This is a genomic window from Pantoea eucrina, from assembly GCF_002095385.1.
GTDB classification, from domain to species: Bacteria; Pseudomonadota; Gammaproteobacteria; order Enterobacterales; family Enterobacteriaceae; genus Pantoea; species Pantoea eucrina.
Genome location: NZ_MIPP01000031.1, coordinates 1 through 23,820 on the forward strand (window position 1 = coordinate 1; position 23,820 = coordinate 23,820).

Genomic DNA, 23,820 nt, shown 5'->3' on the forward strand with positions numbered 1-23,820 from the left:
TGACAAGCACTAATTTCAACTTTTTTATCACCCGGTTAATGTTTGCGCAAAACCGGTTATTTATGCCTGTTTAATGCGCGCCGGCAGCTCTGCCAGGCTATTTAACACCCAATCTGCTGCTGCTTCACCTTCAGCGGTAACCGTTTTACCGCTGCGCACCAGCACGCGGGTGCCGACGCCAGCGGCCTGCCCTGCCAGCATATCTTCCAGCTTATCCCCTACCATATATGAAGCGGCCATATCGATGTTCAGCTCCTGCTGCGCAGACAGCAGCATTCCAGGCTGAGGTTTACGACAGTCGCAGTTTTGACGGTAAGCAGGCACGGTGGCATCCGGCAGGTGAGGACAATAGTAGATGCCGTCCAGGTCGATATCGCGATCGGCCAGTGACCAGTCCATCCACTCCGTCAGCTGCATAAAGGTATCTTCCGTAAACATCCCGCGGGCAATACCCGACTGGTTAGTGACCAGCACCAGCGCGTAGCCCATCTTTTTCAGCGCCTGCAGCGCTTCAATGGTGCCTTCTATAAACTGAAAATTGTCGATCTCATGAACATAACCGTGATCAACATTTAATGTGCCATCACGATCGAGAAAAATAGCCGGGACTGGGTTCGCCACGTAAATACTCCTGCTGCAATTAATAGTGCTAAGTATTGCATGATTGGGCATAGCGAGAGAATGGCAGATTGCATTACGTCGATTGATTTAGACGTCTGGATGCCTTACCATCCATTCAGCTTTCGTCCAGCTTCGCTGATCGAATATTGATACACCACGGATAACGTCAGACGATAATAATTAACTAATGATTAAACTCGAAAATATCACCAAAGTGTTCCAGCAGGGTTCACGCACAATACAGGCGCTCTCCGGCGTCAGCCTGCATGTGCCGGCGGGACAGATTTATGGCGTCATCGGTTCGTCAGGCGCGGGCAAGAGTACGCTGATCCGCTGCGTCAACCTGCTTGAGCGCCCTACATCCGGTCGTGTGCTGGTCGACGGACAGGATCTCACCGCACTCTCTTCCGGGCAGCTGACGCTGGCACGTCGCCAGATCGGCATGATTTTTCAGCACTTCAACCTGATGAACTCGCGTACGGTGGCCGGCAATGTGGCGCTGCCGCTGGAGCTGGGCAATCTGTCACGCGATCAGATCAAAGCGCGCGTTAGCGAGCTGCTGGAGCTGGTTGGCCTGAATGACAAGCATGACAGCTGGCCAGCTAATCTCTCTGGCGGGCAAAAACAGCGTGTGGCTATTGCGCGTGCGCTGGCCAGCAATCCCAAAGTACTGCTGTGCGACGAAGCCACCAGCGCGCTCGACCCGGCGACCACCCGTTCGATACTGGAGTTGCTGAAAGACATTAACCGCCGCCTCGGTATTACTATTCTGCTTATCACCCATGAGATGGATGTGGTTAAGCGCATCTGCGATCAGGTTGCTGTGATCAGTAACGGCGAGCTGATTGAAAAAGATAGCGTCAGCGAAGTTTTTTCTCATCCAAAAACGCCGCTGGCGCAGCAGTTTATTCAGTCGACGCTGCATCTGGATATTCCGGAAGATTATCAGGAGCGCATGCGCGCGCAGCCTGCCGCACAGGCTGTGCCCCTGCTGCGCCTGGAGTTTACCGGGAAATCTGTTGATGCACCGCTGCTGTCAGAAGCTGCCCGCCGCTTTAATGTGAACAACAACATTATCAGTGCGCAGATGGATTATGCAGGCGGAGTCAAGTTCGGCATCATGCTGGCAGAAATGGATGGCAGTGAAACAGATACGCAGGCCGCGATAAGCTGGCTGAAAGAACATCATGTGAAAGTAGAGGTATTAGGTTATGTCTGAAGCGATGCTGTGGTTACTGACGCGCGGCGTCTGGGAAACGCTGATGATGACCTTTGTCTCTGGCTTTTTCGGGTTTGTTATTGGCCTGCCGGTCGGCGTACTACTGTATGTTACACGCCCCGGTCAGATTCTGGCGAACAGCGCGCTTTACCGCGTGCTCTCTGCTATCGTCAATATCTTCCGATCGATCCCGTTCATTATATTGCTGGTATGGATGATTCCGTTTACCCGCGCAATTGTCGGCACCTCTATCGGCCTGCAGGCGGCGATTGTCCCGCTGACCGTTGGCGCCGCGCCGTTTATTGCCCGTATGGTTGAAAATGCCCTGCTGGAGCTGCGACCGGCCTGATCGAAGCCTCCCGCGCGATGGGTGCCACGCCGCTGCAGATTGTCCGCAAGGTGTTGCTGCCGGAAGCGATGCCGGGCCTGGTTAACGCGGCCACCATTACGCTCATTACGCTGGTTGGCTATTCTGCTATGGGCGGTGCCGTGGGCGCGGGTGGTCTGGGCCAGATTGGCTATCAGTATGGCTATATCGGGTATAACGCTACCGTAATGAATACTGTACTGGTGCTGCTGGTCGTGCTGGTATATCTCATTCAGTTCTGCGGCGATCGCATTGTTCGCGCGGTGTCGCATAAATAAGCCAATAACATCAATACTTCTCTATTAAGGAAAGGATATGTCTTTCACATTTAAAAAGATTGCCGCAGCAGGTGCTCTGATTGGTGCTATTGCTCTGGCCGGATGCGATCAGCAGGCAAAAGATCCCAACCATATCAAAGTGGGCGTGATTGTCGGTGCTGAACAGCAGGTTGCTGAAACTGCCGTTAAAGTGGCTAAAGATAAATATAATCTCGACGTCGAGCTGGTGACATTTAACGATTACGTGTTACCTAATGAAGCGCTGAGCAAAGGGGATATTGACGTTAACGCTTTCCAGCATAAGCCCTATCTGGATCAGCAGATCAAAGATCGTGGCTACAAGCTGGTACCGGTTGGCAACACCTTTGTTTACCCGATTGCCGGCTACTCCAAAAAGATTAAGTCGCTGACCGAACTGCAGGATGGCGCGCAGATCGCCATCCCTAACGATCCAACCAACCTGGGCCGCTCTCTGCTGCTGCTGCAGAAAGCGGGACTGATTAAGCTGAAAGAGGGTGTTGGCCTGCTGCCAACGTCGCTGGATATTGTGGAAAATCCAAAGAACCTGAAGATTGTTGAACTGGAAGCGCCACAGCTGCCACGCTCGCTTGACGATCAGCAGATTGCACTCGCGGTTATCAACACAACGTATGCCAGCCAGATTGGTCTGACCCCGGCAAAAGATGGCATCTTTGTGGAAGATAAAGATTCCCCATACGTTAACCTGCTGGTGAGCCGTGAAGATAATAAAGACGCTGAGAACGTGAAGAAGTTTGTTGAAGCGTATCAGTCAGACGAAGTGGCTGAGTCTGCGAACAAAATCTTTAACGGTGGCGCGGTTAAAGGCTGGTAAGTTCACTTCTTTTCTCTCCTGAGGGCGGCGCTGGCCGCCCTTTCTATTTCTGCATGTGGCTGCTGACTTGTTATTTGCGGGCGTCCTTGTTTCAATAACGCCACTTTTATTACAGGAGGATGTTGCCATGCGTTTTTTACCGCTCTGCCTGTTGGCGTTGATGCTGACCGGGTGCGTTCGTGAATATCACCCGATAAGCAGCGCTCCGGCTCGTCCGCAGCAGTCATCCGCTCAGCCGCAGCGCAAGCCGGCCCCGCGCCCGGCTCCGGTGAAAATCTATACCGACGCAACCGATCTGGTCAGCAATCCTTTCCGCGATCTGGGTGAAGTGTCTGGCGAAGATTGCCAGAGCAGCACGCAGGATTCACCTCCGAATATCAATACTGCGCGTAAACGTCTGCAGATCAAAGCAGCAGGTATGAAGGCCAACGCCGTGCTGCTGCACAAATGTGAAATTGTGACCAGTACGCCAGGCTGCTACCGCCAGGCAATCTGCCAGGGCTCAGCGCTGAAAGTTTCCGGCCAATGAGTGAGTTTGCCGTTGCGCAGATTGGCGTGATCCGCTCCCCGTGGAAAGAGAAATTTGCCGTACCGCGGCAGCCGGGCCTGGTTCAGGATGGCGGCGGTGAACTGCATCTGCAGGCCCCGTACAATCAGCCGGAAGCCGTACGCGGTCTGGAGCGTTCAGCCACATCTGGATCCTGTTTATGTTTCATCAGACCATGGCCGGCGGCTGGCGCCCTACTGTCCGCCCGCCACGCCTCGGCGGCAACGCGCGAATGGGCGTCTTTGCAACGCGATCAACGTTTCGTCCTAACCCGGTAGGCATGTCACTGGTTGAGCTAAAAGGGATCCGCTGTGAAAAATCGCAGGTTATCCTGCAGCTCGGCAGCCTTGATCTGGTTGATGGCACACCGGTGATTGATATCAAGCCCTACCTGCCGTTTGCCGAAGCGCTGCCCGACGCGCGCGCCGGGTATGCTCAGGCTGCACCTAAAGCGACCATGCCGGTGCGTTTTTCAGCCGCCGCTCAGCAGCAGATTCAGCAGCAGGCGCATATTCCTCAGCTGCAGCGTTTTATTACCGAAGTTCTGGCCCAGGATCCGCGTCCCGCCTATCGCAAAGGTGAATCGCTGGATCGCGAATATGCCGCCTGGCTGCTCGATTTCAACGTGCGCTGGCGCATTGATGAAGCGGGTACTGAGGTCATTGCCGTGGATCCACGCTAAAACAGGCTTTTGAGCGCTGTTTCTCGCTGGTACACTAACGGCCAGTAACGGTCTGCTCTTCTTCTTCCATATAACTGGAATCATAATTAATGCGTACTACTCAATATCTGCTCTCCACGCTTAAGGAGACGCCTTCCGATGCAGAAGTGATCAGCCATCAGCTGATGCTGCGTGCCGGGATGATCCGCAAACTGGCTTCCGGACTCTATACCTGGCTGCCGACCGGGGTTCGCGTGCTGCGAAAAGTTGAAAACATCGTGCGCGAAGAGATGAACAACGCCGGCGCAATTGAAATCTCTATGCCGGTGGTTCAGCCGGCCGACCTGTGGGAAGAGAGCGGGCGCTGGGAGCAGTATGGCCCGGAGCTGCTGCGCATTAAAGATCGTCACGAACGTCCGTTTGTGCTCGGTCCGACGCATGAAGAGGTCATTACCGATCTGATCCGCAACGAGCTGAGCTCTTATAAGCAGCTGCCGCTTAATCTGTATCAGATTCAGACCAAGTTCCGCGATGAAGTGCGCCCACGGTTTGGCGTGATGCGTTCGCGTGAGTTCATCATGAAAGACGCCTACTCCTTCCATACCTCGCAGGCGTCGCTGCAGGAAACCTACGATGCGATGTATCGCGCCTACAGTCAGAGCTTTACCCGCATGGGTCTCGATTTCCGCGCGGTGCAGGCTGACACCGGCTCTATCGGCGGCAGCGGTTCACATGAATTCCAGGTGCTGGCGCAGAGCGGTGAAGATGATGTGATCTTCTCCAGCGAGTCAGACTACGCCGCAAACATTGAGAAAGCTGAAGCGCTGGCTCCGGCTGGCGAGCGTCCGGCGGCAACACAGCCGATGACACAGTTTGCCACGCCACATGCCAAAACCATCGCGGAGCTGGTTGAGCAGCACCAGATCCCGGTTGAGAAAACGGTTAAGACGCTGATTGTGAAGGCGAGTGAAGAGAGCGGCCATCAGCTGGTTGCTCTGCTGGTGCGTGGCGATCATGAGCTGAACGAGATCAAAGCTGAACATCTCGATATCGTCGCTTCGCCGCTGGAAATGGGCAATGAAGAGGCGATCCGTGCCGTAACGGGTGCAGGCTTTGGTTCTATCGGTCCGGTCGGTCTGACCATCCCGGTCATTGCGGACCGTACCGTGGCAAAAATGAGTGATTTCTCCGCCGGTGCCAACATCGACGGTCAGCACTTTGCCGGCATTAACTGGGGCCGCGATCTGCCGGAAGCGCGGGTTGAAGATATCCGCAATGTGGTCGAGGGCGATCCAAGCCCGGATGGTAAAGGCGTACTGCAGATCAAGCGCGGTATCGAGGTGGGTCACATTTTCCAGCTCGGCACCAAATACTCCGATGCGATGAAAGCAGCCGTACAGGGCGAAGATGGCCGCAACCAGATTATGACCATGGGCTGCTACGGTATCGGTATTACCCGCGTGGTGGCTGCCGCAATTGAGCAGAACCATGACGAGCGCGGCATTATCTGGCCTGCGGCGCTGGCACCGTTTGAAGTCGCAATTCTGCCAATGAATATGCATAAATCTTTCCGGGTTCAGCAGCTGGCAGAATCGCTCTACAGCGAACTGCGCGCCAGAGGCATCGACGTTATCCTCGACGATCGTAAAGAGCGTCCGGGCGTGATGTTTGCTGATATGGAGCTGATTGGCGTGCCGCACACCATCGTGATTGGCGATCGCAATCTCGACAACGAAGAGATTGAGTACAAATCCCGCTCCGCAAGCGAGAAGCAGATGATCAGCCAGCATGAGATCGTCAGCTTCCTGGCCAGCGCGCTGAATAAGTAATGGCAAACGCCTCCTGCGGGAGGCGTTTTTTATCGCACTTTGCCACGCATCGCTTTTACGCTGCTGCGCCGCGATTTCCCCTCCAGCCGCCGTTCTTTTGACGCGCGCGTGGGCCGCGTCGCGCGACGCGCTTTCTCCACCGTGGTTAACTCGCGGATCAGATTGATCAGGCGCTGCAGCGCGGCCTCACGATTCATCTCCTGACTGCGATACTCCTGCGCTTTAATAATGACCACGCCTTCTGCCGTAATCAGGTGATGACTGGCAGCGAGCAGCCGCGTTTTATAAAACTCCGGCAGCGAAGATGCGCGGACATCAAACCGCAGATGAATAGCCGTCGAGGTTTTATTCACGTGCTGCCCCCCTGCCCCCTGAGCGCGGATAGCCGTCAGCTCTATTTCACTCTCCGGGATCTCAACCGTGCGCGACAGCATAATCATCTGTCACCTGCCGGTTCATACGGCGTTCTGTACTGAATTTTCCTGTTCATCAACTTAACCTTTTGTGCGCAAGCCAGCGTCCGGCAGGCCGTGCCAGCCGCTGTTCTGCTGCTTTTCTATCTCTGTTTCCCCGCTTGCCCTGGCTGATTTCCGGGAAACCCCTGTGTTATAGTCGCCAGGCAACCAGGGTATTTATGCTCTGCTGAGGAGGTGCATGTGCAAACGTATTGTGAGTTAGTTCGCCAGAAATATGCTGAAATCGGCAGCGGTGAGCCGGGATATGTGCCCGACGCGCTGATGCGCGCGCTGAATGCACTCAATGATATCGCCGCTCATTCCGCGCTAAACTCTTCTGTCAGGGATCAGGCAGCCTCGGCTGCTGCAAACTTAATGGTGAGCGACTATGTTGACAAATGAAGCTTATAAACCCATCAATTGCGATGACTACGACAACCTGGAACTCGCCTGCACCCGACACTGGATGCTGTCACTGCAGCTGAAAAATGGCGACCAGCTGAAGGCGAAAGCGCGGGATATGGTTTCGCGCAAAAACGTCGAATATCTTGCGGTTGACCTCTCCGGGGAAACCCGCGAGCTGCGCCTCGATCACATTGCCAGCTTCAGCCATCCTGAACTCGGCACCGTGGTGGTCAGCGAAGACGAGTAGTCTCGCGGCGGGCGGACCCTCTCCGCCCGCGTTTACTACGGCTTAAGTCCGCTATAGTAAGCCGCTAAATCCTCAATATCGGTATCGCTTAGTCCCGCCACAAACGCTTTCATCACCTCTGCCTGACCGCCGCTGCGCTCACCTTTCTGATAGGCGTGCAACGCATGCGCCAGATAAGGCGCCTGCTGCCCGGCCAGATGAGGATAGAGGGGTATCGCGCTTTTGCCCTCTGCACCGTGACACGCCATACAGCGGGCTGCTTTTTCTGCGCCCGCGGCCGCATCGCCTTCTGCCCATAGCGGCAGCGATACAAAACATAGCACAGCCGTCAGCCAGTGCCTCATGATACCTTCTCCCTGTCAGGCTGATGCCAGATCGCCTGCCAGCCCCGATCGCTGCAGGCAGCGCCTTCATGGGTAACAAACAGGCCCGGCGCGCAAATCAGCGTATGGTTATAGTAGATCAGTGGAATACGCTCCCGCTGCCAGGGCGGGATCGCCAGCTCCTGCCACAGTTTTTTCATTTCGCGTCCGCCCGCCCGTCCCAGCAGATGATAGTAGCCGCGCGCCTGAAAGCGAACGTAAACCGTTTCATCCGCCGCAGGCAGACGCAGCTCCGCGCGTGAGAAGTCAGCCAGCAGCTGACCCACTCCGCCGGGCAGCACCAGCGATCGGGTAAGCTGCGGCCAGCAGCATGCCTGGTCACGCAGCGACGGCTGCGGCGGCAACCAGTAGAGCGCATCGCGATAGCGGCGCAGCGTAAAATTTCCCAGCTGCAGCGCCGGCTGTGCATCAGTCCGGCTCGCGATAACCTCAGTACTGATGCGCTGCAGCGCTGCACGTGACGGCATCGCCCCGCCCTGCCCGGCGATCCAGCGGCGCAGCAGCGCGTTACGCCGCGCTTCGCTCATGCTCTGCAACGGCGGAAAATGCAGTGCGCCCTGTGGCGTAAGCAGCTGGCTCAGCTCCTGCTGCAGCAGCTCATCCAGCAGCTGCTCCTGCTCTGCGCAGAGCGCGGCGCTGCGGGCGCTGGCAGCGCTGAAGTGCGGCCAGCGCTGATGCAGCAGCGGCATAATCTGCTGACGCAAAAAGTTGCGGTCGTAGCGGCTGTCGTCATTGCTCTCATCCTCAATCCAGCTGAGCTGGTGCTCAGCCGCCCACTGCTCCAGCTGCTCACGGCTAAGGCTGAGCAGCGGACGCAGATGTTCATGCCCCTGCACTGTGCGCCGCGGCGGCATTGCCGCCAGCCCCGCCGGGCCGCTGCCGCGCTTTAGCGCCAGCAGCAGCGTTTCACACTGATCGTCCAGATGCTGCGCGGTGAGCAGCTGTTCATCCGGCTGCAGCCGGGCGAACAGCGCCTGATAGCGCTCTCTGCGCGCCGACGCCTCCACGCCTCCTGCCCTGGCATCAACCGTTACCGGCAATACGTCGCAGGCGATATGCCAGCGCTGGCACTGCTGCCGGCAGTGTGCGGCCCATCGGTCGGCGTGCGGACTCAGGCCGTGATGCACGTGCAGCGCCCGCACGCTCAGCTGCGAATGCTGCTGCTGCCAGCAGACCAGCTGATGCAGCAGCACGGTGGAGTCGAGCCCGCCGCTGAATGCCACCACGTAGCGACCGGCGGGATCCAGCAGCGCAGCAAGGTGGGAAAAAGACATAGTGCCGTTCCATCTGATGATGCCGCCTGATTGCGGCATTCTGCGGCGGCTATTTTACGCCTGATAAAGCTCCAGCGGCAAACCATCCGGATCGGTAAAAAAGGTGCAGGCTTTACCGGTCAGCGCATCGATACGCACCGGTTCGCAGATCACGCCTTTTTCTGCCAGCGCCGCAACCGACTGCGCCACATCCTCTACGCAAAATGCCAGATGGCGCAGGCCGCAGGCTTCAGGTGCGGTTACGCGCGGCGGCGGGGAGGGAAATGAGAACAGCTCAATGGTATAGACGCCATGCAGGCCGAGGTCGCCTTTCCATGAATCCCGCTCAGCGCGGTAGTACTCACCCAGCAGGGAGAAGCCCAGCACATCGCAGTAGAACGCTTTGCTGCGCGGATAGTCAGTGGCAATAATCGCAATGTGGTGAATCTGTTTGATCTGTAGCATAGCGGCTCCGAAAAAAAATCTGAGCCGCCAAGCCTACGTGCCGGACGTCAGCGTGACCAGAGGCATTTATCCGAAGTCAGGACTGCGGCGCGTCGCGCAGTACCCGCACCAGATAGCGCCCATCCTCTGTCAGCGTGGTGCCGTGAATATCGGTTTCAAAGCCAGGGTAGTGGCGCCCGATGGTGCAGAGCATCAGCAGAAAGTCGAGCACGGCCCGGCTCTGTTCTGTGATCATCTCACCGGGCATTACCAGCGGCACGCCTGGCGGATAGGGCAAGATCATATTGGCGGAGGTACGCCCTACCAGTTCGCGGATATCCACGGTTTCAACCTCACCTTTGACCTGATGCTGGAACGCCTGATGCGGCGTCATTTTCATTTCAGGCAGGACATCAAAGGCTTTCAGCATCAGCCGCGGCAGATCGTGCTGCAGGATCAGCTGGTGGATCCCCTGCGCCAGCGTCTGGATCCGCATATTGCGATAGAAATCGGGATCCTCCGCATAGAGATCCGGCAGCATATTTTTCACGCGCAGATTAAGATCGTAGGCGCGTTTAAACTCGGTCAGACCGCGCAGCAGGCTCATGGCGCGGGTTTTATCGATCCCGATACTGAACAGAAACAGCAGGTTATAAGGCCCGGTTTTCTCTACCACCACGCCGCGCTGATCGAGAAATTTCGCCACCAGCGCCGCCGGGATCCCCTCTTCCGCCATCGCGCCCAGTTCGCTCATGCCGGGCGTCAGGATCGTGACTTTAATGGGATCGAGATACATATGATCGCGATCGGCCTGCTGAAAGCCGTGCCATGCCTCTTCTCCCGGCTGGATCGGCCAGCACTCTGCCTCATCCACCTGCTCTGGCTGCCAGATATCAAAAAACCAGCCATCAGACTCTTCACGCAGCCGCTGGATCTCGCGCCGGAAGTGCAGCGCGCGCTCAACCGAACGGTTAATTAGCCGCTTACCCGGATTGCCGCGCAGCATCGCCGCAGCGGTTTCAATCGATGACACAATGCCGTAGCTCGGCGAGGTAGTGGTGTGCATCATATAGGCTTCGTTAAACGTATCGTGGTCGTAGTCGCCTTTGATATGAATCAGTGAAGCCTGGGAAAACGCGGCCAGCAGCTTATGGGTGGATTGCGTTTCATAGATCACCTTGCCCGGGATCCGTTCACCGCTCATGCCGCTTTTTCCGCTGTAGATGGGATGAAAATTGGTATAAGGCACCCAGGCGGAATCGAAGTGGATCGACGGCACATCCAGCGTCTGCTTGATATATTCCGTGTTGTAGAGCAATCCGTCGTACGTTGAATTGGTGATCACCGCATGGACCGGCCAGCTGGCGCGCGGCGTGCTATCCACTTTGCTCTGAATAGCCTCCCGGGTAAATTCACGCTGCGGAATACCGCCCAGAATGCCCAGCGCATTACGCGTTGGCTTGAGCCAGACGGGCACGATGTCGCTCATCATCAGCAGATGGGTCAGCGATTTGTGACAGTTGCGGTCAATCAGTACCGTACTGCCTGCCGGGGCGGCATACATACCGACAATTTTGTTTGAGGTTGAGGTGCCGTTGGTCACCATATAGCTCTGCTCTGCCCCAAAGGTACGGGCAATATACTCTTCGGCGTCGAGATGCGGGCCGGTATGATCGAGCAGCGAACCCAGTTCGGTGACGGAGATAGAGACATCCGCTTTAAGCGTGTTAGCGCCGAAAAAGTCATAAAACAGGCTGCCGACCGGGCTTTTCTGAAAGGCGGTACCGCCCATATGGCCTGGCGTACAGAAGGTGTATTTACCCTCTTTAACATAGGTAAACAGCGCTTTGGTCAGTGGGGGTAAAATTTTATCGATGTACTCATCGGTATACTGGCGGATATGCAGCGCGATATCGTCTGCGGTGCTGAGCGCATATTCAAAAAACTGCAGCGCCATGCGCATTTCATTAACGCTGACGTCCATCTGCGAATGGGTGTTGATAAAGGCGTAGAGCGGCAGCGACTCATTGAGCTGGTTGATGTCGCTGCAGAGCGCCATGCTGTACTCATCCCAGTCAAATACGACGCCGCATACGCGCGGGTTGTGCTCAATCAGCTTCAGCAGGTCGCTGGCATTGCTGGGATAAACGGTGTGAAAGCCCTGCAGTTTCAGCGCGGCATCCAGTTCGCGAATTGGTTCATCTTTGTAGAACGCGCCGTGCGGTCCCATGATCGCAATAATATTCAATGCTCACCTCCTGTGGTCTTGTGGCACAGAGTAAGGATAGCGAAAAGTGGCCGGAGAATGTTCCGGAATAGCGCCGTTGCTGGCCTGATGTTTTCAGCGATGCATTTCGGTCGCCATAAATGGCGCCCCTGGGGGATCGCTGCCGCCATAAATGGCGGTCCTGCAGGGAACTCAGGCCCGATCGTGGAAAACAGGCATAAAAAAAGCGGACCGGAGTCCGCTTTTTTGCTGCAGAGCTTACCTTACGCGTAACCGTAGTTCATCAGGCGCTGATAGCGGCGATCGAGCAGCTCTTCCGTGCTCAGCCCGTCGAGATCGGCCAGATCGGCCAGCAGCTGCTGCTTCAGAGAAGCGGCCATATCAACCGGACGACGATGCGCGCCACCCAGCGGCTCAGGAATGATCGAGTCGATCAGCTTCAGCTCCTGCAGACGCCCGGCGGTGATGCCCATCGCTTCTGCCGCCAGCGGCGCTTTATCTGCGCTTTTCCACAGAATTGACGCACAGCCTTCCGGTGAGATCACCGAGTAGGTGCTGTACTGCAGCATGTTCACTTTGTCGCCCACGCCAATCGCCAGCGCGCCACCGGAGCCGCCCTCGCCAATCACGGTGCAGATCACCGGAATTTTCAGACCAGACATCTCACGCAGGTTACGGGCAATCGCTTCAGACTGACCGCGCTCTTCGGCGCCCACGCCCGGATAAGCACCCGGCGTGTCGATAAAGGTGATAAGTGGCATCTTAAAACGCTCTGCCATCTCCATCAGACGCAGCGCTTTACGATAGCCTTCTGGTGCAGGCATACCGAAGTTACGGCGAATTTTCTCTTTGGTTTCACGCCCTTTCTGATGACCAATGATCATCACCGGACGGCCATCCAGACGTGCGATACCACCCACAATCGCTTTGTCGTCAGCATAGGCGCGATCGCCTGCCAGCTCGTCAAAGTCGTCAAATGTGTTGCGCACGTAGTCCAGCGTATAGGGACGCAGCGGATGACGCGCCAGCTGCGCGACCTGCCATGCACCTAAATCGGAGAAGATTTTACGGGTCAGTTCAACGCTTTTCTCGCGAAGGCGCTGAATCTCTTCATCCAGATTAATATCGTGTTTCTCATCTGAACGGCCAATCGATTTAAGCGAATCGATCTTCGCTTCGAGTTCGGCGATCGGCTGTTCAAAATCCAGGTAATTAAGACTCATAATGTTCCTGTTTTAGTCAAACTCCAGTTCCACCTGCTCCGATCCTACTAACGACCGCAGGTCGTTAAGTAAACGATCGCTGGGCGAAATACGCCACGCTGCACCAAAGCGCAGCTTCGCCCGCGCATCTGCTCTCTGATAATAGAGATGTACCGGAATGGTCCCGGAACGATGAGGTTCCAGAGACTGGCGGAGACGGTTTAAAAGCTGGTCATCAATTTGCCTGTCCGTCAGCGAGATAGCAAGTCCGCGCGCATATTTTTCCCGCGCTTCATCGATATCCATCACTTCCCTGGCGGTCATTTTAAGCCCGCCGCTGAAGTCATCAAAGCTGACCTGTCCGCTGACGATCAGGATACGGTCTTTCTCCAGCAGCTGCTGGTACTTATCTAACGCATCGGTAAATAGCATGACTTCCAGACGACCGGAGCGATCGTCCAGAGTACAAATACCAATTCGGTTGCCGCGCTTGGTCACCATCACGCGGGCGGCAATCACCAGCCCCGCAGCGATGGTGACCTTGCCACGTTCAGTAGGATGCATATCTTTCAGCCGCATCCCGCCGACGTAGCGCTCAATCTCTTTCAGATACTGATTAATCGGATGCCCGGTAAGATAGAGCCCCAGCGTTTCACGCTCGCCATCCAGCTGCACCTGCTCTGGCCACGGCGTAATTGACGCATACGATTTTTCGACCTGCTCCGGCTCTTCAGCCAGCACGCCAAACATATCTGCCTGCCCCGTCGCTTCTGCTTTAGCATGCTGGTCAGCGGCTTTCAGGGCATCGCTCAGGGCGCTCATCAGCGCCGCGCGATGGGGCCCGAGCCGGTCAAACGCGCCGGACATGATCAGCTTCTCCATCACCCGGCGGTTAATTTTGCGCGTATCGGTACGCGCGCAGAGATCGAACAGCTCTTTAAAATAGCCGCCCTGATTACGCGCTTCGAGAATCGCTTCAATCGGGCCTTCACCGACGCCTTTGATCGCGCCGATGCCGTAGACAATTTCACCGTCGTCGTTAACGTGGAACGGATAGAGGCCGGCATTGATATCCGGCGGCAGCACTTTCAGACCCATGCGCCAGCACTCATCCACCAGCCCGACCACTTTCTCGGTGTTATCCATATCGGCGGTCATGACCGCAGCCATAAACTCAGCCGGATAGTGTGCTTTCAGCCACAGCGTCTGATAGGAGACCAGCGCATAGGCTGCAGAGTGCGATTTGTTAAAACCATAGCCGGCGAACTTCTCTACCAGGTCGAAGATTTTCATCGACAGCTCGCCGTTGATACCCATGCTTTCAGCGCCCTCTTTGAACACTGAACGCTGCTTCGCCATCTCTTCCGGTTTCTTTTTACCCATCGCACGACGCAGCATATCAGCGCCGCCCAGCGTATAACCCGCCAGCACCTGTGCGATCTGCATCACCTGCTCCTGATAGAGAATGATGCCGTAGGTAGGCTCCAGTACCGGCTTCAGACTCTCATGCTGCCACTGGATGTCAGGATAGGAGAGTTCTTCGCGGCCATGCTTACGGTCGATAAAGTTATCCACCATGCCGGACTGCAGCGGGCCGGGACGAAACAGCGCCACCAGGGCGATCATATCTTCAAAGCAGTCAGGCTTCAGTCGCTTGATCAGATCTTTCATGCCGCGCGATTCAAGCTGGAACACCGCGGTGGTCTCTGAGCGCTGCAGCATATCGAAGCTTTTTTTATCATCAAGCGGAATAGCCGCAATGTCGATCGGCGGCAGCCCCTGCTTTTCACGGCGCGGGTTGATCATCTTCAGCGCCCAGTCGATGATGGTCAGCGTACGCAGGCCGAGGAAGTCAAACTTCACCAGTCCGGCATACTCCACATCATTTTTATCAAACTGGGTGACGGGGAACTGGCCGTTTTCATCGCAGTAAAGCGGGGCAAAATCGGTGATTTTGGTCGGCGCAATGACCACGCCGCCAGCGTGCTTGCCGGCGTTTCGCGTGACACCTTCCAGCTTGCGCGCCATGTCGATCAGCGCCCTGACCTCTTCATCGGCGTCATAGATCTCAGGCAGCTGCGGTTCAGCCTGAAACGCTTTTTCCAGCGTCATGCCCGGATCGGGTGGCACCAGCTTGGAGATGCGATCGACAAAGCCATAAGGATGGCCCAGCACGCGCCCTACATCGCGGATCACCGCTTTCGCCGCCATGGTACCGAAGGTGATAATCTGCGAAACCGCTTCACGGCCATACATCTCGGCAACGTGATCGATCACCTGATCGCGCTTCTCCATGCAGAAGTCGACGTCAAAGTCGGGCATGGAGACACGTTCCGGATTCAGGAAGCGTTCAAACAGCAGGTCAAATTCCAGCGGATCGAGGTCGGTGATCTTCAGCGCATAGGCCACCAGTGAACCGGCACCGGAACCGCGTCCGGGTCCGACCGGGATCCCGTTATCTTTTGACCACTGGATAAACTCCATCACGATCAGGAAGTAGCCCGGGAACCCCATCTGGTTGATAACGTTGAGCTCAATCTCCAGACGCTCATCGTAGGCCGGGCGCTTCTGCGCACGCAGCTCTTCATCCGGAAAGAGAAACGCCAGGCGCTCTTCAAGCCCCTCGCGTGATTTCACCACCAGAAACTCTTCGGTGGTCATCTCGCCGGTCGGGAACTGCGGCAGAAAATATTCGCCGAGGCGGACGGTGACGTTACAGCGCTTAGCAATCTCTACGCTGTTTTCCAGCGCTTCCGGGATGTCCGAAAACAGCTCGCACATCTCCTCTTCGCTGCGCATATATTGCTGAGGACTGTAGTGGCGCGGACGTTTCGGATCGTCCAGCGTATAACCGTCGTGGATCGCCACGCGGATCTCATGCGCATCGAAGTCCTCTTCATTGATGAAGCAGACTTCATTGGTTGCCACTACCGGTATCCCTTCCGCTATCGCCAGCTCAACGGCGGCATGCAGATAGCTCTCCTCATCGGCACGTCCGGTGCGGAGCAGCTCAAGGTAGTAACGGTCGGGAAAGTGCTGCTGATAAAAGCTCAGACACTGCGCCACCAGCGCGTTATTGCCGCGCAGCAGGCTGCGTCCGACATCGCCGCGTCGTCCGCCCGACAGGACAATCAGCCCTTCGCCCAGCTCAATCAGCCAGTCGCGATCGAGGATAGGCCCGGCAATGCCGTAGCCGCGCTGATAGGCGCGCGAAATCAGCAGTGTCAGATTCTGATAGCCCGTGTTATTCGCCGCGAGCAGCGTAAGCTGCGTAAGCTCATCGCCCATCAGCTCGCTGGCGACCTGGAAATCAGCGCCGATAATCGGCTTAACGCCGGCACCGTGGGCGCTGCCATAGAAGCGCACCAGGCCGCAGAGGTTGGTATAATCCGTAATCGCTATTGCCGGCATCCCCAGCGCCGCGGCTTTTTTCACCAGCGGACCGGTCTTCGCCAGGCCATCGACCATGGAGTAGTCGCTGTGCACGCGCAGATGTATAAAACGAGGTTCAGCCATATCGGTTTCCGGTTAAAACAGCGTCAGGCTTAATAAAGCGGCGCGGGTTGTACTGAGGCGTGCAGTTCGGCATCCAGCAGCGCGTTGCGCACCGGCGCAAAACTGCGACGATGATGCGGCGTGGCACCAAACTGTTTGAGCTTCGCCATATGAAGCGCGGTGGGGTAACCTTTATGCTGCACAAAGCCATACTGCGGAAAGAGACGATCGAGTTCAGCCATTTCGCGATCGCGCGTCACTTTGGCAATAATGGATGCAGCGCTGATTTCCTGCACCAGACTGTCGCCTTTGATCACCGCCTGCGCAGGCATCGCCAGCGCCGGACAGCGATTGCCATCGATCAGCACAAAATCGGGCGTAAGGTGCAGCCCTGCCACCGCGCGCTGCATCGCCAGCAGCGTGGCATGCAGAATATTGAGCTGGTCGATCTCTTCTGGCTCAGCCCTGCCGAGCTCCACGCCAGCGCCTTTTCGGTAATTTCATCATACAGCGCCAGACGGCGCTTTTCCGACAGCTTTTTTGAGTCTGCCAGACCAGCAATCGGGTTAGCAGGATCGAGGATCACCGCCGCCGTTACTACGGCCCCTACCAGCGGGCCGCGTCCGACTTCGTCCACGCCCGCAATACGTTGCGCATCAGGATAGATAAATTCAGCCATGAGCAATCTCCAGTACCGCATCCGCCGCCTGCTCATCGGCATTCCAGCGGATCTGCTGATGCAGTTGAGTAAAGGTTTCCAGCAGCGCGTCGCGTTCGGCACCCGCATGCAGCAGCGGCTCCAGCGCGGCGGCCAGCGTCTGCGGCTGGCACTCATCCTGCAGCAGCTCTTTAACCAGCTCCCGTCCCGCCAGCAGATTAGGCAGCGAGACGTAAGGCGTTTTGACCAGGCGCTTCGCCAGCCAGAAGGTAACGGGTTTCATACGATACCCCACGACCATCGGGCACTTTGCCAGCATACACTCCAGCGCCGCGGTGCCGGATGCCAGAATAGCCGCATCGCTGGCGATCATCGCCTGACGCCCTTTGCCATCCAGCAGGTGCATAGGCAGCTCAGGCGCAATCTCCGCTTTAATCTGTTCAAACTGCGCCCGCCGCTTTGCGTTAACCAGCGGAACCACGATTTCCAGCGCCGGGTAGCGCTGACGCAGCAGCTGCGCCGCGCGCAGAAAATCGGCGCTCAGCATTTCAACTTCTGCGCCACGACTGCCTGGCAGTAAACCCAGACAGATCGCATTGTCTGCAATACCCAGCTCGCGACGCGCGGCCTGCTTATCAGGCTGCAGCGGCATCGCATCAGCCATGGTGTGACCGATAAAACGACACGGCACGTTAAAGCGATCGTAGAACGCTTTCTCGAACGGCAGAAACGCCAGCACCATATCGGTGTTGCGGCCAATCTTAAAGACACGTTTCTGACGCCATGCCCAGACGGAAGGGCTGACGTAGTGCACGGTACGAATACCGGCACGCTTCAGGTTGCCTTCCAGGGTGATATTAAAATCTGGCGCATCGATACCCACAAATACGTCAGGGCGGAGCGCGGTGAAGCGCTGCGTCAGGTCTTTGCGGATGGTCAGCAGGCGTCGCAGGCGGCCCAGCACTTCGACAATGCCCATCACCGCCAGCTCTTCCATTTCGTACCAGACTTCGCAGCCTTCTGCCTGCATCAGCGGACCCGCTACGCCAACAAAGCGTGCATCAGGATGACGCGCTTTCAGCGCGCGGATCAGACCGGCACCAAGAATATCGCCGGAGGTTTCTCCGGCGACCAGGGCAATCGTTAAGGGACGCACTGACATGAATTAACGGATCAATCCACGGGTTGAACGGGCGAAGAAATCAAAGAACGGCTGGACTTCGCTGTGCTGCTGCGCCAGCGCCTCGATTTCAGGCTTTACCTCCTCCAGCGTTTTACCGCTGCGGTAGAGCAGCTTGTAAGCGTTGCGAATAGCATGCAGCGCCTCTTTGCTGAAGCCGCGACGCTTGAGACCTTCAATATTGACGCCAAACGGCGTGGCGTGGTTACCCTGCGCAATAATGTATGGCGGAATATCCTGCGCCACGCCGGAACAACCGCCAACCATAACGTGAGCGCCGATAGTGCACCACTGGTGCACGGCCGTCACGCCGCCGATGATCGCAAAATCATCCACGGAAACGTGGCCGCCCAGCGTCACGTTATTTGCCAGAATGCAGCGGCTGCCAATCACGCAGTCGTGTGCAATGTGCGCATTCACCATCAGCAGGTTGTCGCTGCCAACTTTAGTCAGTCCGCCACCCTGCGTGGTGCCGCGATGAATGGTCACGCTTTCGCGGATCCGGTTGCGATCGCCGATTTCGGTGCGGGTAGGCTCACCCGCATATTTCAGATCCTGGTTTACCTCACCAATAGAGACAAACTGATAGATCTGGTTCTCTTCGCCGATGCGCGTATGGCCATTAACCACTACGTGTGATTTCAATACCGTACCTGCGCCAATTTCCACGTCAGCGCCCACAATACAGAAGGGACCGATATGAACATTTGCACCCAGTACAGCACCCTCTTCAACGATGGCGGTCGGATGGATGGTGGCGGTTGAATCAATCACTAATTATGCCTCCCGGCTACGGGCACACATCATGGTCGCTTCACAGACAATTTTACCATCCACTGTAGCAACGCCTTTAAAACGTGTCAGACCACGACGGGTTTTTTCGAAGGTGACTTCCATGATCATCTGGTCGCCTGGTACTACCGGGCGCTTGAAGCGGGCTTCATCGATACCGGCAAAATAATAGAGCTCGCCAGGTTCCAGTTTGCCAACGCTTTTAAACGCCAGAATACCGGTCGCCTGCGCCATCGCTTCTAAAATCAGAACGCCTGGGAAAATCGGTTTACCAGGGAAGTGCCCCTGGAAAAACGGTTCATTAACAGAAACGTTCTTTACCGCACGCAGATATTTGTGCTCTTCAAAATCCAGCACGCGATCCACCAGCAAAAACGGATAGCGGTGCGGCAGCAGTTCTAAAATCTCTTCGATTTTCAGAGTATGCGTTTCAGTAGTCAAAATACTCTTCCTGTCCTAAAAAATCTGATGGCAACAATAACACGGCCTGCACCGATCAAAATGATCTTTCGCAGGCCGCAAATCAGTTCGGTGGCGTTCGCTTCTCTGCGCTACCTGCCGTCCTTTACCACACTGAAGGGCAAAAGCAGGCAGGCGGCATTATTATGAAAGCGGGTCGCGCGGATGTGCTTAGCTGTTTTTATCAACTTTGCGTTCGATGGCTTTCAGACGTTTGCTTATGTCATCGATATTCATCACCAGCGCTGCCGTTTTACGCCAGGCTTTGTTCGGTTGCAGTGGGATCCCTGAGGAGTAAACCCCCGGCTCTGTAATGGGACGCATCACCATGCCCATACCGGTTACGGTTACTTTATCGCAGATCTCCATATGGCCGTTAATGACGCTGGCGCCGCCAATCATACAGTAACGTCCAATCTTCAGGCTACCGGCCATGATCACACCTCCCGCAACGGCTGTATTGTCACCAATTACAACGTTGTGGGCAATCTGACACTGGTTGTCTATGATAACACCATTGCCGATCAGAGTGTTATCCAGCGCACCGCGATCGATAGTGGTGCAGGCACCAATCTCTGTCCGGTCACCGATGATGACCGTGCCGAGCTGAGGGATTTTCACCCAGTTGCCGCGATCGTTAGCATACCCGAAACCATCTGCACCGATGACAGTGCCTGACTGAATCAGACAATCCTGACCAATCTGAATCTCATGATAAATCGTCACGTTGGCCCAGAGGCGCGTGCCGCTGCCAATCCGGCTCTTTTTGCCGACAAAGCAGCCTGCACCAATCACGACGTTGTCACCCAGCTCAACGCCAGACTCAATCACCGCGTTCGCCCCTACCGACACATTTTGTCCCAGCGAGGCGGAAGGATCGATCACCGCGCTGGGCGCGATATTCTGCGCGGGCTGTGGCGTGGTGTCCAGCAGTTGTGCCATGCGGGCATAGGTAAGATAGGGATTTTTCACTACCAGGGCGGCAGTATTGCACCATTCCAGATCCGCTTCCGTCAGCACCACGGCTGACGCCTGAACGCTGGCGAGCTGCTCGCGGTAGCGGCTGTTGGCAAGAAAAGTGATTTGACCAGGGGTGGCGGATTGCATAGAAGCAATGCCGGAGATGACGATATCGCCATCTCCGTGCAATTCTGCATCCAACTGCTGGGCTAAATCAGCCAGTCGAATTGATGACATCGATTATTTAACCTGTTTCAGCACGTCAGCAGTAATGTCTTTCGCATTAGCAGCATAGGCTACGGCGTTAGCATCAATCACGACATCATAACCATCGCTGTCTGCCACTTTCTTCACGGCATCCTGGATACGGCTCAGCAGTTTGTTACGCTCTTCCATCTGGCGACGACGGTTATCCTGTTCGAAAGCCTGGGCTTTGCTGGAGAAGGCTTCGCGCTGGGACATGATGTCTTTTTCCATGCGGCTGCGCTCGCTCGCCTTCATGGTAGAAGCATCACGCTGCAGTCTCTGCATTTTGGTCTGCAGATCGCGTTCCTGGCCCTGCAGCTCAGTTGCGCGGCCTTTGAACTCATTTTCAAGCTGTTTAGCAACGGTCGCACGTTGCGGTAACTGCTGGAAAATGCTGGACACGTTTACCACTGCAATTTTGTCAGCAGCCTGAACGCCAGCGGAAACCGCTAAAGCAAGACCCAGACCTGCGGCACACAACAACTTTTTCACTATAAACTCCTTACCATCAACGTTTGTGTCTGCGACACAGTGTTTGGCTCGCTTAGCGCTTTGCTGCGCTAAGCTATGCCGTACTTCGCTTCCGCTTCCCTGCTCAGAACATTACCAGGTTTTACCAATGTTAAACTGGAACTGCTCTGCTTTGTCTCCCTCGACTTTCTTCACCGGCTGGGCATAGGAGAAGACCAGCGGGCCCAGTGGCGACATCCACTGCAGCGCCAGGCCTGCAGAGACGCGAATGTTGTTAGGATCGCTATAGTCCGGAATATCCGCAGCGCGGGTGGCTGCCGTATTCTGCCAGTTAGTATCCCAGACGGTACCGGCGTCCACAAACAGTGAAGTGCGCACGGAGTTAGCGTACTTCTCGCTCAGGAACGGCGTTGGCGTGATCAGCTCGAGGCTGGCAATCGCCATTGCGTTACCGCCTACTGCATCATCTGACTTACAGATCCCGTTTGGATCGGTCAGATTACACGATGAGGAGCGATCGTTAAGGTAAGCGGCTTTCGGACCAATAGTATTGGAACGGAAACCACGTACCGTGCTGGAGCCACCGGCGTAGAAGTTCTCATAGAACGGCATCTCTTTATCCCCGATGCCGTCTCCATAGCCCACACGACCACGCCCCAGGACTACCCAGGTGCCGTCACGGTTCAGCGGCACATACTGCTGCGTGTCCAGCGTCGCTTTATAGAACGCGTTGTCTGAACCTGGAATCGTCACCTTACCGTTCAGGTTGGTGCGGTTACCGCGCGTCGGGAAGAAGCCGCGATCCAGCGTATTGTAGGTCCAGCCATAGTTAAAGGTAAAATCATCCGCAGAGAAATCGCCTTTATTATTGAGTCCCTGTGGACGCCCGACCGAGTCGAGGTAACGCCACATTGCTACCTGCGGCCGCATGTTCGACAGATCGTTATGCACATAGCCTAAGCCAACGCGCAGGGTGTTGTTCTCATTAACCGGGAAGCCGAGCGTACCATCAACACCGTAACTCTTGTTGGTGTAGTCTGACAGATCGGCATCGTCCGCTTTAAAGTCGTTATAGAACAGGCGACCGCCCAGACTCACGCCGTCAACCGTAAAGTAGGGATCGGTCAGTGAGAATTCAGCATAGGTCTGATAATCATTTTTGGTACCGCTGATACTAACGGTATTACCGGTACCGAGCCAGTTATCCTGGGTAACACCCACCTGGAAGCTGACGCCGCTTTCTGTTCCGTAGCCCACGCCAAAGTTAAAGGTACCGGTGTTGCGCTCTTTAACTTTGTAGACCACATCCACCTGATCCGGCACGCCTGGTACGCGCTGCGTATCCACATCAACCGTTTCAAAGTAACCGGTGCGGTTCAGACGCTCTTTACCCTGATCAACCAGATCGCTGCCCAGCCATGCGCCTTCCATCTGACGCATCTCACGGCGCAGTACAGCATCTTTTGAGGTGTCGTTCCCTTCAAAACGGACTTTACGCACGTAATAGCGATTACCGGCATCAACGTTAATATGCAGCTTAACGGTTTTGTCAGCGTCGCTGATTTCTGGCTGCGTCACGACGCGCGGATAGGCATAGCCATAGCGGCCCAGCAGCTTTTTGATATCATCTTCCATCTGCGTCACTTTGGTGCCGTTGTAAAGCTCACCATTCGGGATTTTGGTCAGATGTTCAATTTCTGCTGAGTGGCCCGCCATGCTGCCGTTCACAATCACGCCGGCGATTTTATACTGGTCGCCTTCATTGATGTTGACGGTGATGTAGATGCCTTTTTTATCCGGCGTCAGGCTGACCTGAGTCGAGTCGATATTAAAGCGCGCATAACCGCGATCCAGATAGAAACTGCGCAGCGTCTCAAGGTCGCCGGCCAGCTTCTGCTTCTGATATTTGCGATCGCCGACTACGTTCCACCACGGCACTTCATCACGCAGCTGGAAGCGGGAGATCAGTTCATCAGAGCTGAACGCTTTGTTACCCACGATGTTGATCTGCTGAATTTTGGCAGAGACACCTTCCTGGAAAACAAATTTCAGATCCACGCGGTTACGCGGCAGCGGTGTGGCAATCGCTTTTACGCTGGCGGTGTATTTGCCGACGCTGTAGTAGAAATCTTCCAGTCCCTTCTCGATTGAAGAGAGCGTGGTGCGATCCAGCGCTTCGCCGACGCGAACGCCTGACGCTTCGAGGTTCTGCTTCAGCTGATCCTCTTTCACCGCCTTGTTACCGGAGAATGTGATGCTGGCAATAGTCGGACGCTCTTTAACCTGAACAATCAGGGTCGTTCCGTCACGTAAAACCTGCACATCTTCAAAATTGCCGGTGGCAAACAGTGAGCGAATGGTGTTTCTGATATCATCATCATTCACCGTATCACCGACGCGTACCGGCATGCTGAGCAGAGCCGCGCCGACGGCGACTCGCTGGAGACCTTCGAAATGAATGTCGTTCACCACGAAATCGTCTGCACCGTAAACGGTGGCGCTGCTAAACAGCAGCGACGCTATGAGCAACTTTTTCATCGCCATCGTTGTTATGCGTTTTCCTAACAC

General features: G+C 55.9%; 20 protein-coding genes and 3 pseudogenes. 8 read left to right on the forward strand and 15 right to left on the reverse strand.

The window, feature by feature from the left end; genetic code table 11:
• Positions 1-60: 60 nt before the first annotated feature.
• On the reverse strand, positions 61-621 hold the full coding sequence (gmhB, locus tag HA43_RS13260) for a D-glycero-beta-D-manno-heptose 1,7-bisphosphate 7-phosphatase (RefSeq protein WP_071669039.1): 561 nt from the start codon (positions 619-621) through the stop codon (positions 61-63).
• Positions 622-808: 187 nt separating this feature from the next.
• On the opposite strand from gmhB, the gene metN reads away from it, so the two are divergent.
• From metN to proS, 6 genes and pseudogenes are all read left to right on the forward strand, one after another.
• Complete coding sequence (metN, locus tag HA43_RS13265) at positions 809-1,840, forward strand: methionine ABC transporter ATP-binding protein MetN (RefSeq protein ID WP_071669040.1); 1,032 nt, start codon at positions 809-811, stop codon at positions 1,838-1,840.
• Positions 1,833-2,485 (forward strand): annotated as a pseudogene (locus tag HA43_RS13270) (methionine ABC transporter permease MetI). The gene metN and the pseudogene HA43_RS13270 overlap by 8 nt, the downstream one beginning before the upstream one ends.
• A 37-nt stretch (positions 2,486-2,522) precedes the next feature.
• Entirely contained in the window at positions 2,523-3,338 is an 816-nt protein-coding gene (locus HA43_RS13275; RefSeq protein WP_065650069.1) for a MetQ/NlpA family lipoprotein, read from the forward strand.
• A 127-nt stretch (positions 3,339-3,465) separates the two neighbouring features.
• Positions 3,466-3,867: an Rcs stress response system protein RcsF gene (gene rcsF / locus HA43_RS13280; RefSeq protein WP_039382781.1), complete on the forward strand. Its 402-nt coding sequence runs from the start codon at positions 3,466-3,468 to the stop codon at positions 3,865-3,867.
• Positions 3,864-4,567, forward strand: a pseudogene (gene tsaA, locus HA43_RS13285) (tRNA (N6-threonylcarbamoyladenosine(37)-N6)-methyltransferase TrmO). Before rcsF ends, tsaA begins: the two are co-directional and overlap by 4 nt.
• A gap of 89 nt (positions 4,568-4,656) precedes the next feature.
• Positions 4,657-6,375, forward strand: coding sequence for a proline--tRNA ligase (proS, locus tag HA43_RS13290; RefSeq protein WP_071669042.1), 1,719 nt, complete (start codon positions 4,657-4,659; stop codon positions 6,373-6,375).
• 29 nt (positions 6,376-6,404) lie between these two features.
• Here the strand turns inward: proS and arfB are convergent, their stop codons facing one another.
• Complete coding sequence (arfB, locus tag HA43_RS13295) at positions 6,405-6,815, reverse strand: alternative ribosome rescue aminoacyl-tRNA hydrolase ArfB (RefSeq protein ID WP_039382771.1); 411 nt, start codon at positions 6,813-6,815, stop codon at positions 6,405-6,407.
• A 216-nt stretch (positions 6,816-7,031) separates the two neighbouring features.
• Between arfB and HA43_RS13300 the strand changes: the two genes are divergently transcribed.
• Together HA43_RS13300 and rof are read left to right on the forward strand one after the other, a co-directional pair.
• Positions 7,032-7,232: a YaeP family protein gene (locus tag HA43_RS13300; protein WP_094111877.1), complete on the forward strand. Its 201-nt coding sequence runs from the start codon at positions 7,032-7,034 to the stop codon at positions 7,230-7,232.
• Positions 7,219-7,482, forward strand: coding sequence for a Rho-binding antiterminator (gene rof / locus HA43_RS13305; RefSeq protein ID WP_039382769.1), 264 nt, complete (start codon positions 7,219-7,221; stop codon positions 7,480-7,482). The genes HA43_RS13300 and rof overlap by 14 nt, the downstream gene beginning before the upstream one ends.
• 35 nt (positions 7,483-7,517) lie before the next feature.
• Here the strand turns inward: rof and HA43_RS13310 are convergent, their stop codons facing one another.
• The 13 genes and pseudogenes from HA43_RS13310 to bamA form a co-directional block, all read right to left on the reverse strand.
• Positions 7,518-7,826, reverse strand: a complete 309-nt coding sequence (locus HA43_RS13310) for a c-type cytochrome (RefSeq protein ID WP_071669045.1) — start codon at positions 7,824-7,826, stop codon at positions 7,518-7,520.
• On the reverse strand, positions 7,823-9,139 hold the full coding sequence (gene tilS, locus HA43_RS13315; RefSeq protein WP_094111878.1) for a tRNA lysidine(34) synthetase TilS: 1,317 nt from the start codon (positions 9,137-9,139) through the stop codon (positions 7,823-7,825). Before tilS ends, HA43_RS13310 begins: the two co-directional genes overlap by 4 nt.
• 54 nt (positions 9,140-9,193) lie before the next feature.
• Positions 9,194-9,583 (reverse strand): VOC family protein, encoded by a 390-nt coding sequence (locus HA43_RS13320; protein ID WP_039382762.1) that lies wholly within the window; start codon positions 9,581-9,583, stop codon positions 9,194-9,196.
• Between the two features lie 76 nt (positions 9,584-9,659).
• On the reverse strand, positions 9,660-11,810 hold the full coding sequence (locus HA43_RS13325; RefSeq protein WP_094111879.1) for a lysine decarboxylase LdcC: 2,151 nt from the start codon (positions 11,808-11,810) through the stop codon (positions 9,660-9,662).
• A gap of 242 nt (positions 11,811-12,052) precedes the next feature.
• Positions 12,053-13,012, reverse strand: coding sequence for an acetyl-CoA carboxylase carboxyl transferase subunit alpha (accA, locus tag HA43_RS13335; RefSeq protein WP_094111881.1), 960 nt, complete (start codon positions 13,010-13,012; stop codon positions 12,053-12,055).
• Positions 13,013-13,024: 12 nt separating this feature from the next.
• Positions 13,025-16,507 carry a DNA polymerase III subunit alpha gene (dnaE, locus tag HA43_RS13340; RefSeq protein WP_071669047.1) on the reverse strand — a complete coding sequence of 1,161 codons (3,483 nt, stop codon included), beginning with the start codon at positions 16,505-16,507 and terminating at the stop codon, positions 13,025-13,027.
• Between the two features lie 29 nt (positions 16,508-16,536).
• Positions 16,537-17,165: pseudogene (gene rnhB / locus HA43_RS13345) on the reverse strand (ribonuclease HII).
• On the reverse strand, positions 17,158-18,306 hold the full coding sequence (gene lpxB / locus HA43_RS13350) for a lipid-A-disaccharide synthase (RefSeq protein ID WP_094111882.1): 1,149 nt from the start codon (positions 18,304-18,306) through the stop codon (positions 17,158-17,160). The pseudogene rnhB and the gene lpxB overlap by 8 nt, the downstream one beginning before the upstream one ends.
• 3 nt (positions 18,307-18,309) lie before the next feature.
• Positions 18,310-19,098 (reverse strand): acyl-ACP--UDP-N-acetylglucosamine O-acyltransferase, encoded by a 789-nt coding sequence (gene lpxA / locus HA43_RS13355; RefSeq protein WP_094111883.1) that lies wholly within the window; start codon positions 19,096-19,098, stop codon positions 18,310-18,312.
• A 3-nt stretch (positions 19,099-19,101) separates the two neighbouring features.
• Complete coding sequence (fabZ, locus tag HA43_RS13360; RefSeq protein WP_007893924.1) at positions 19,102-19,557, reverse strand: 3-hydroxyacyl-ACP dehydratase FabZ; 456 nt, start codon at positions 19,555-19,557, stop codon at positions 19,102-19,104.
• A gap of 189 nt (positions 19,558-19,746) precedes the next feature.
• Positions 19,747-20,772: a UDP-3-O-(3-hydroxymyristoyl)glucosamine N-acyltransferase gene (gene lpxD, locus HA43_RS13365; protein ID WP_039382740.1), complete on the reverse strand. Its 1,026-nt coding sequence runs from the start codon at positions 20,770-20,772 to the stop codon at positions 19,747-19,749.
• 3 nt (positions 20,773-20,775) lie between these two features.
• Positions 20,776-21,273: a molecular chaperone Skp gene (gene skp, locus HA43_RS13370; RefSeq protein WP_039382739.1), complete on the reverse strand. Its 498-nt coding sequence runs from the start codon at positions 21,271-21,273 to the stop codon at positions 20,776-20,778.
• 111 nt (positions 21,274-21,384) lie between these two features.
• Positions 21,385-23,796: an outer membrane protein assembly factor BamA gene (gene bamA, locus HA43_RS13375; protein WP_039382738.1), complete on the reverse strand. Its 2,412-nt coding sequence runs from the start codon at positions 23,794-23,796 to the stop codon at positions 21,385-21,387.
• Positions 23,797-23,820 lie beyond the last annotated feature (24 nt).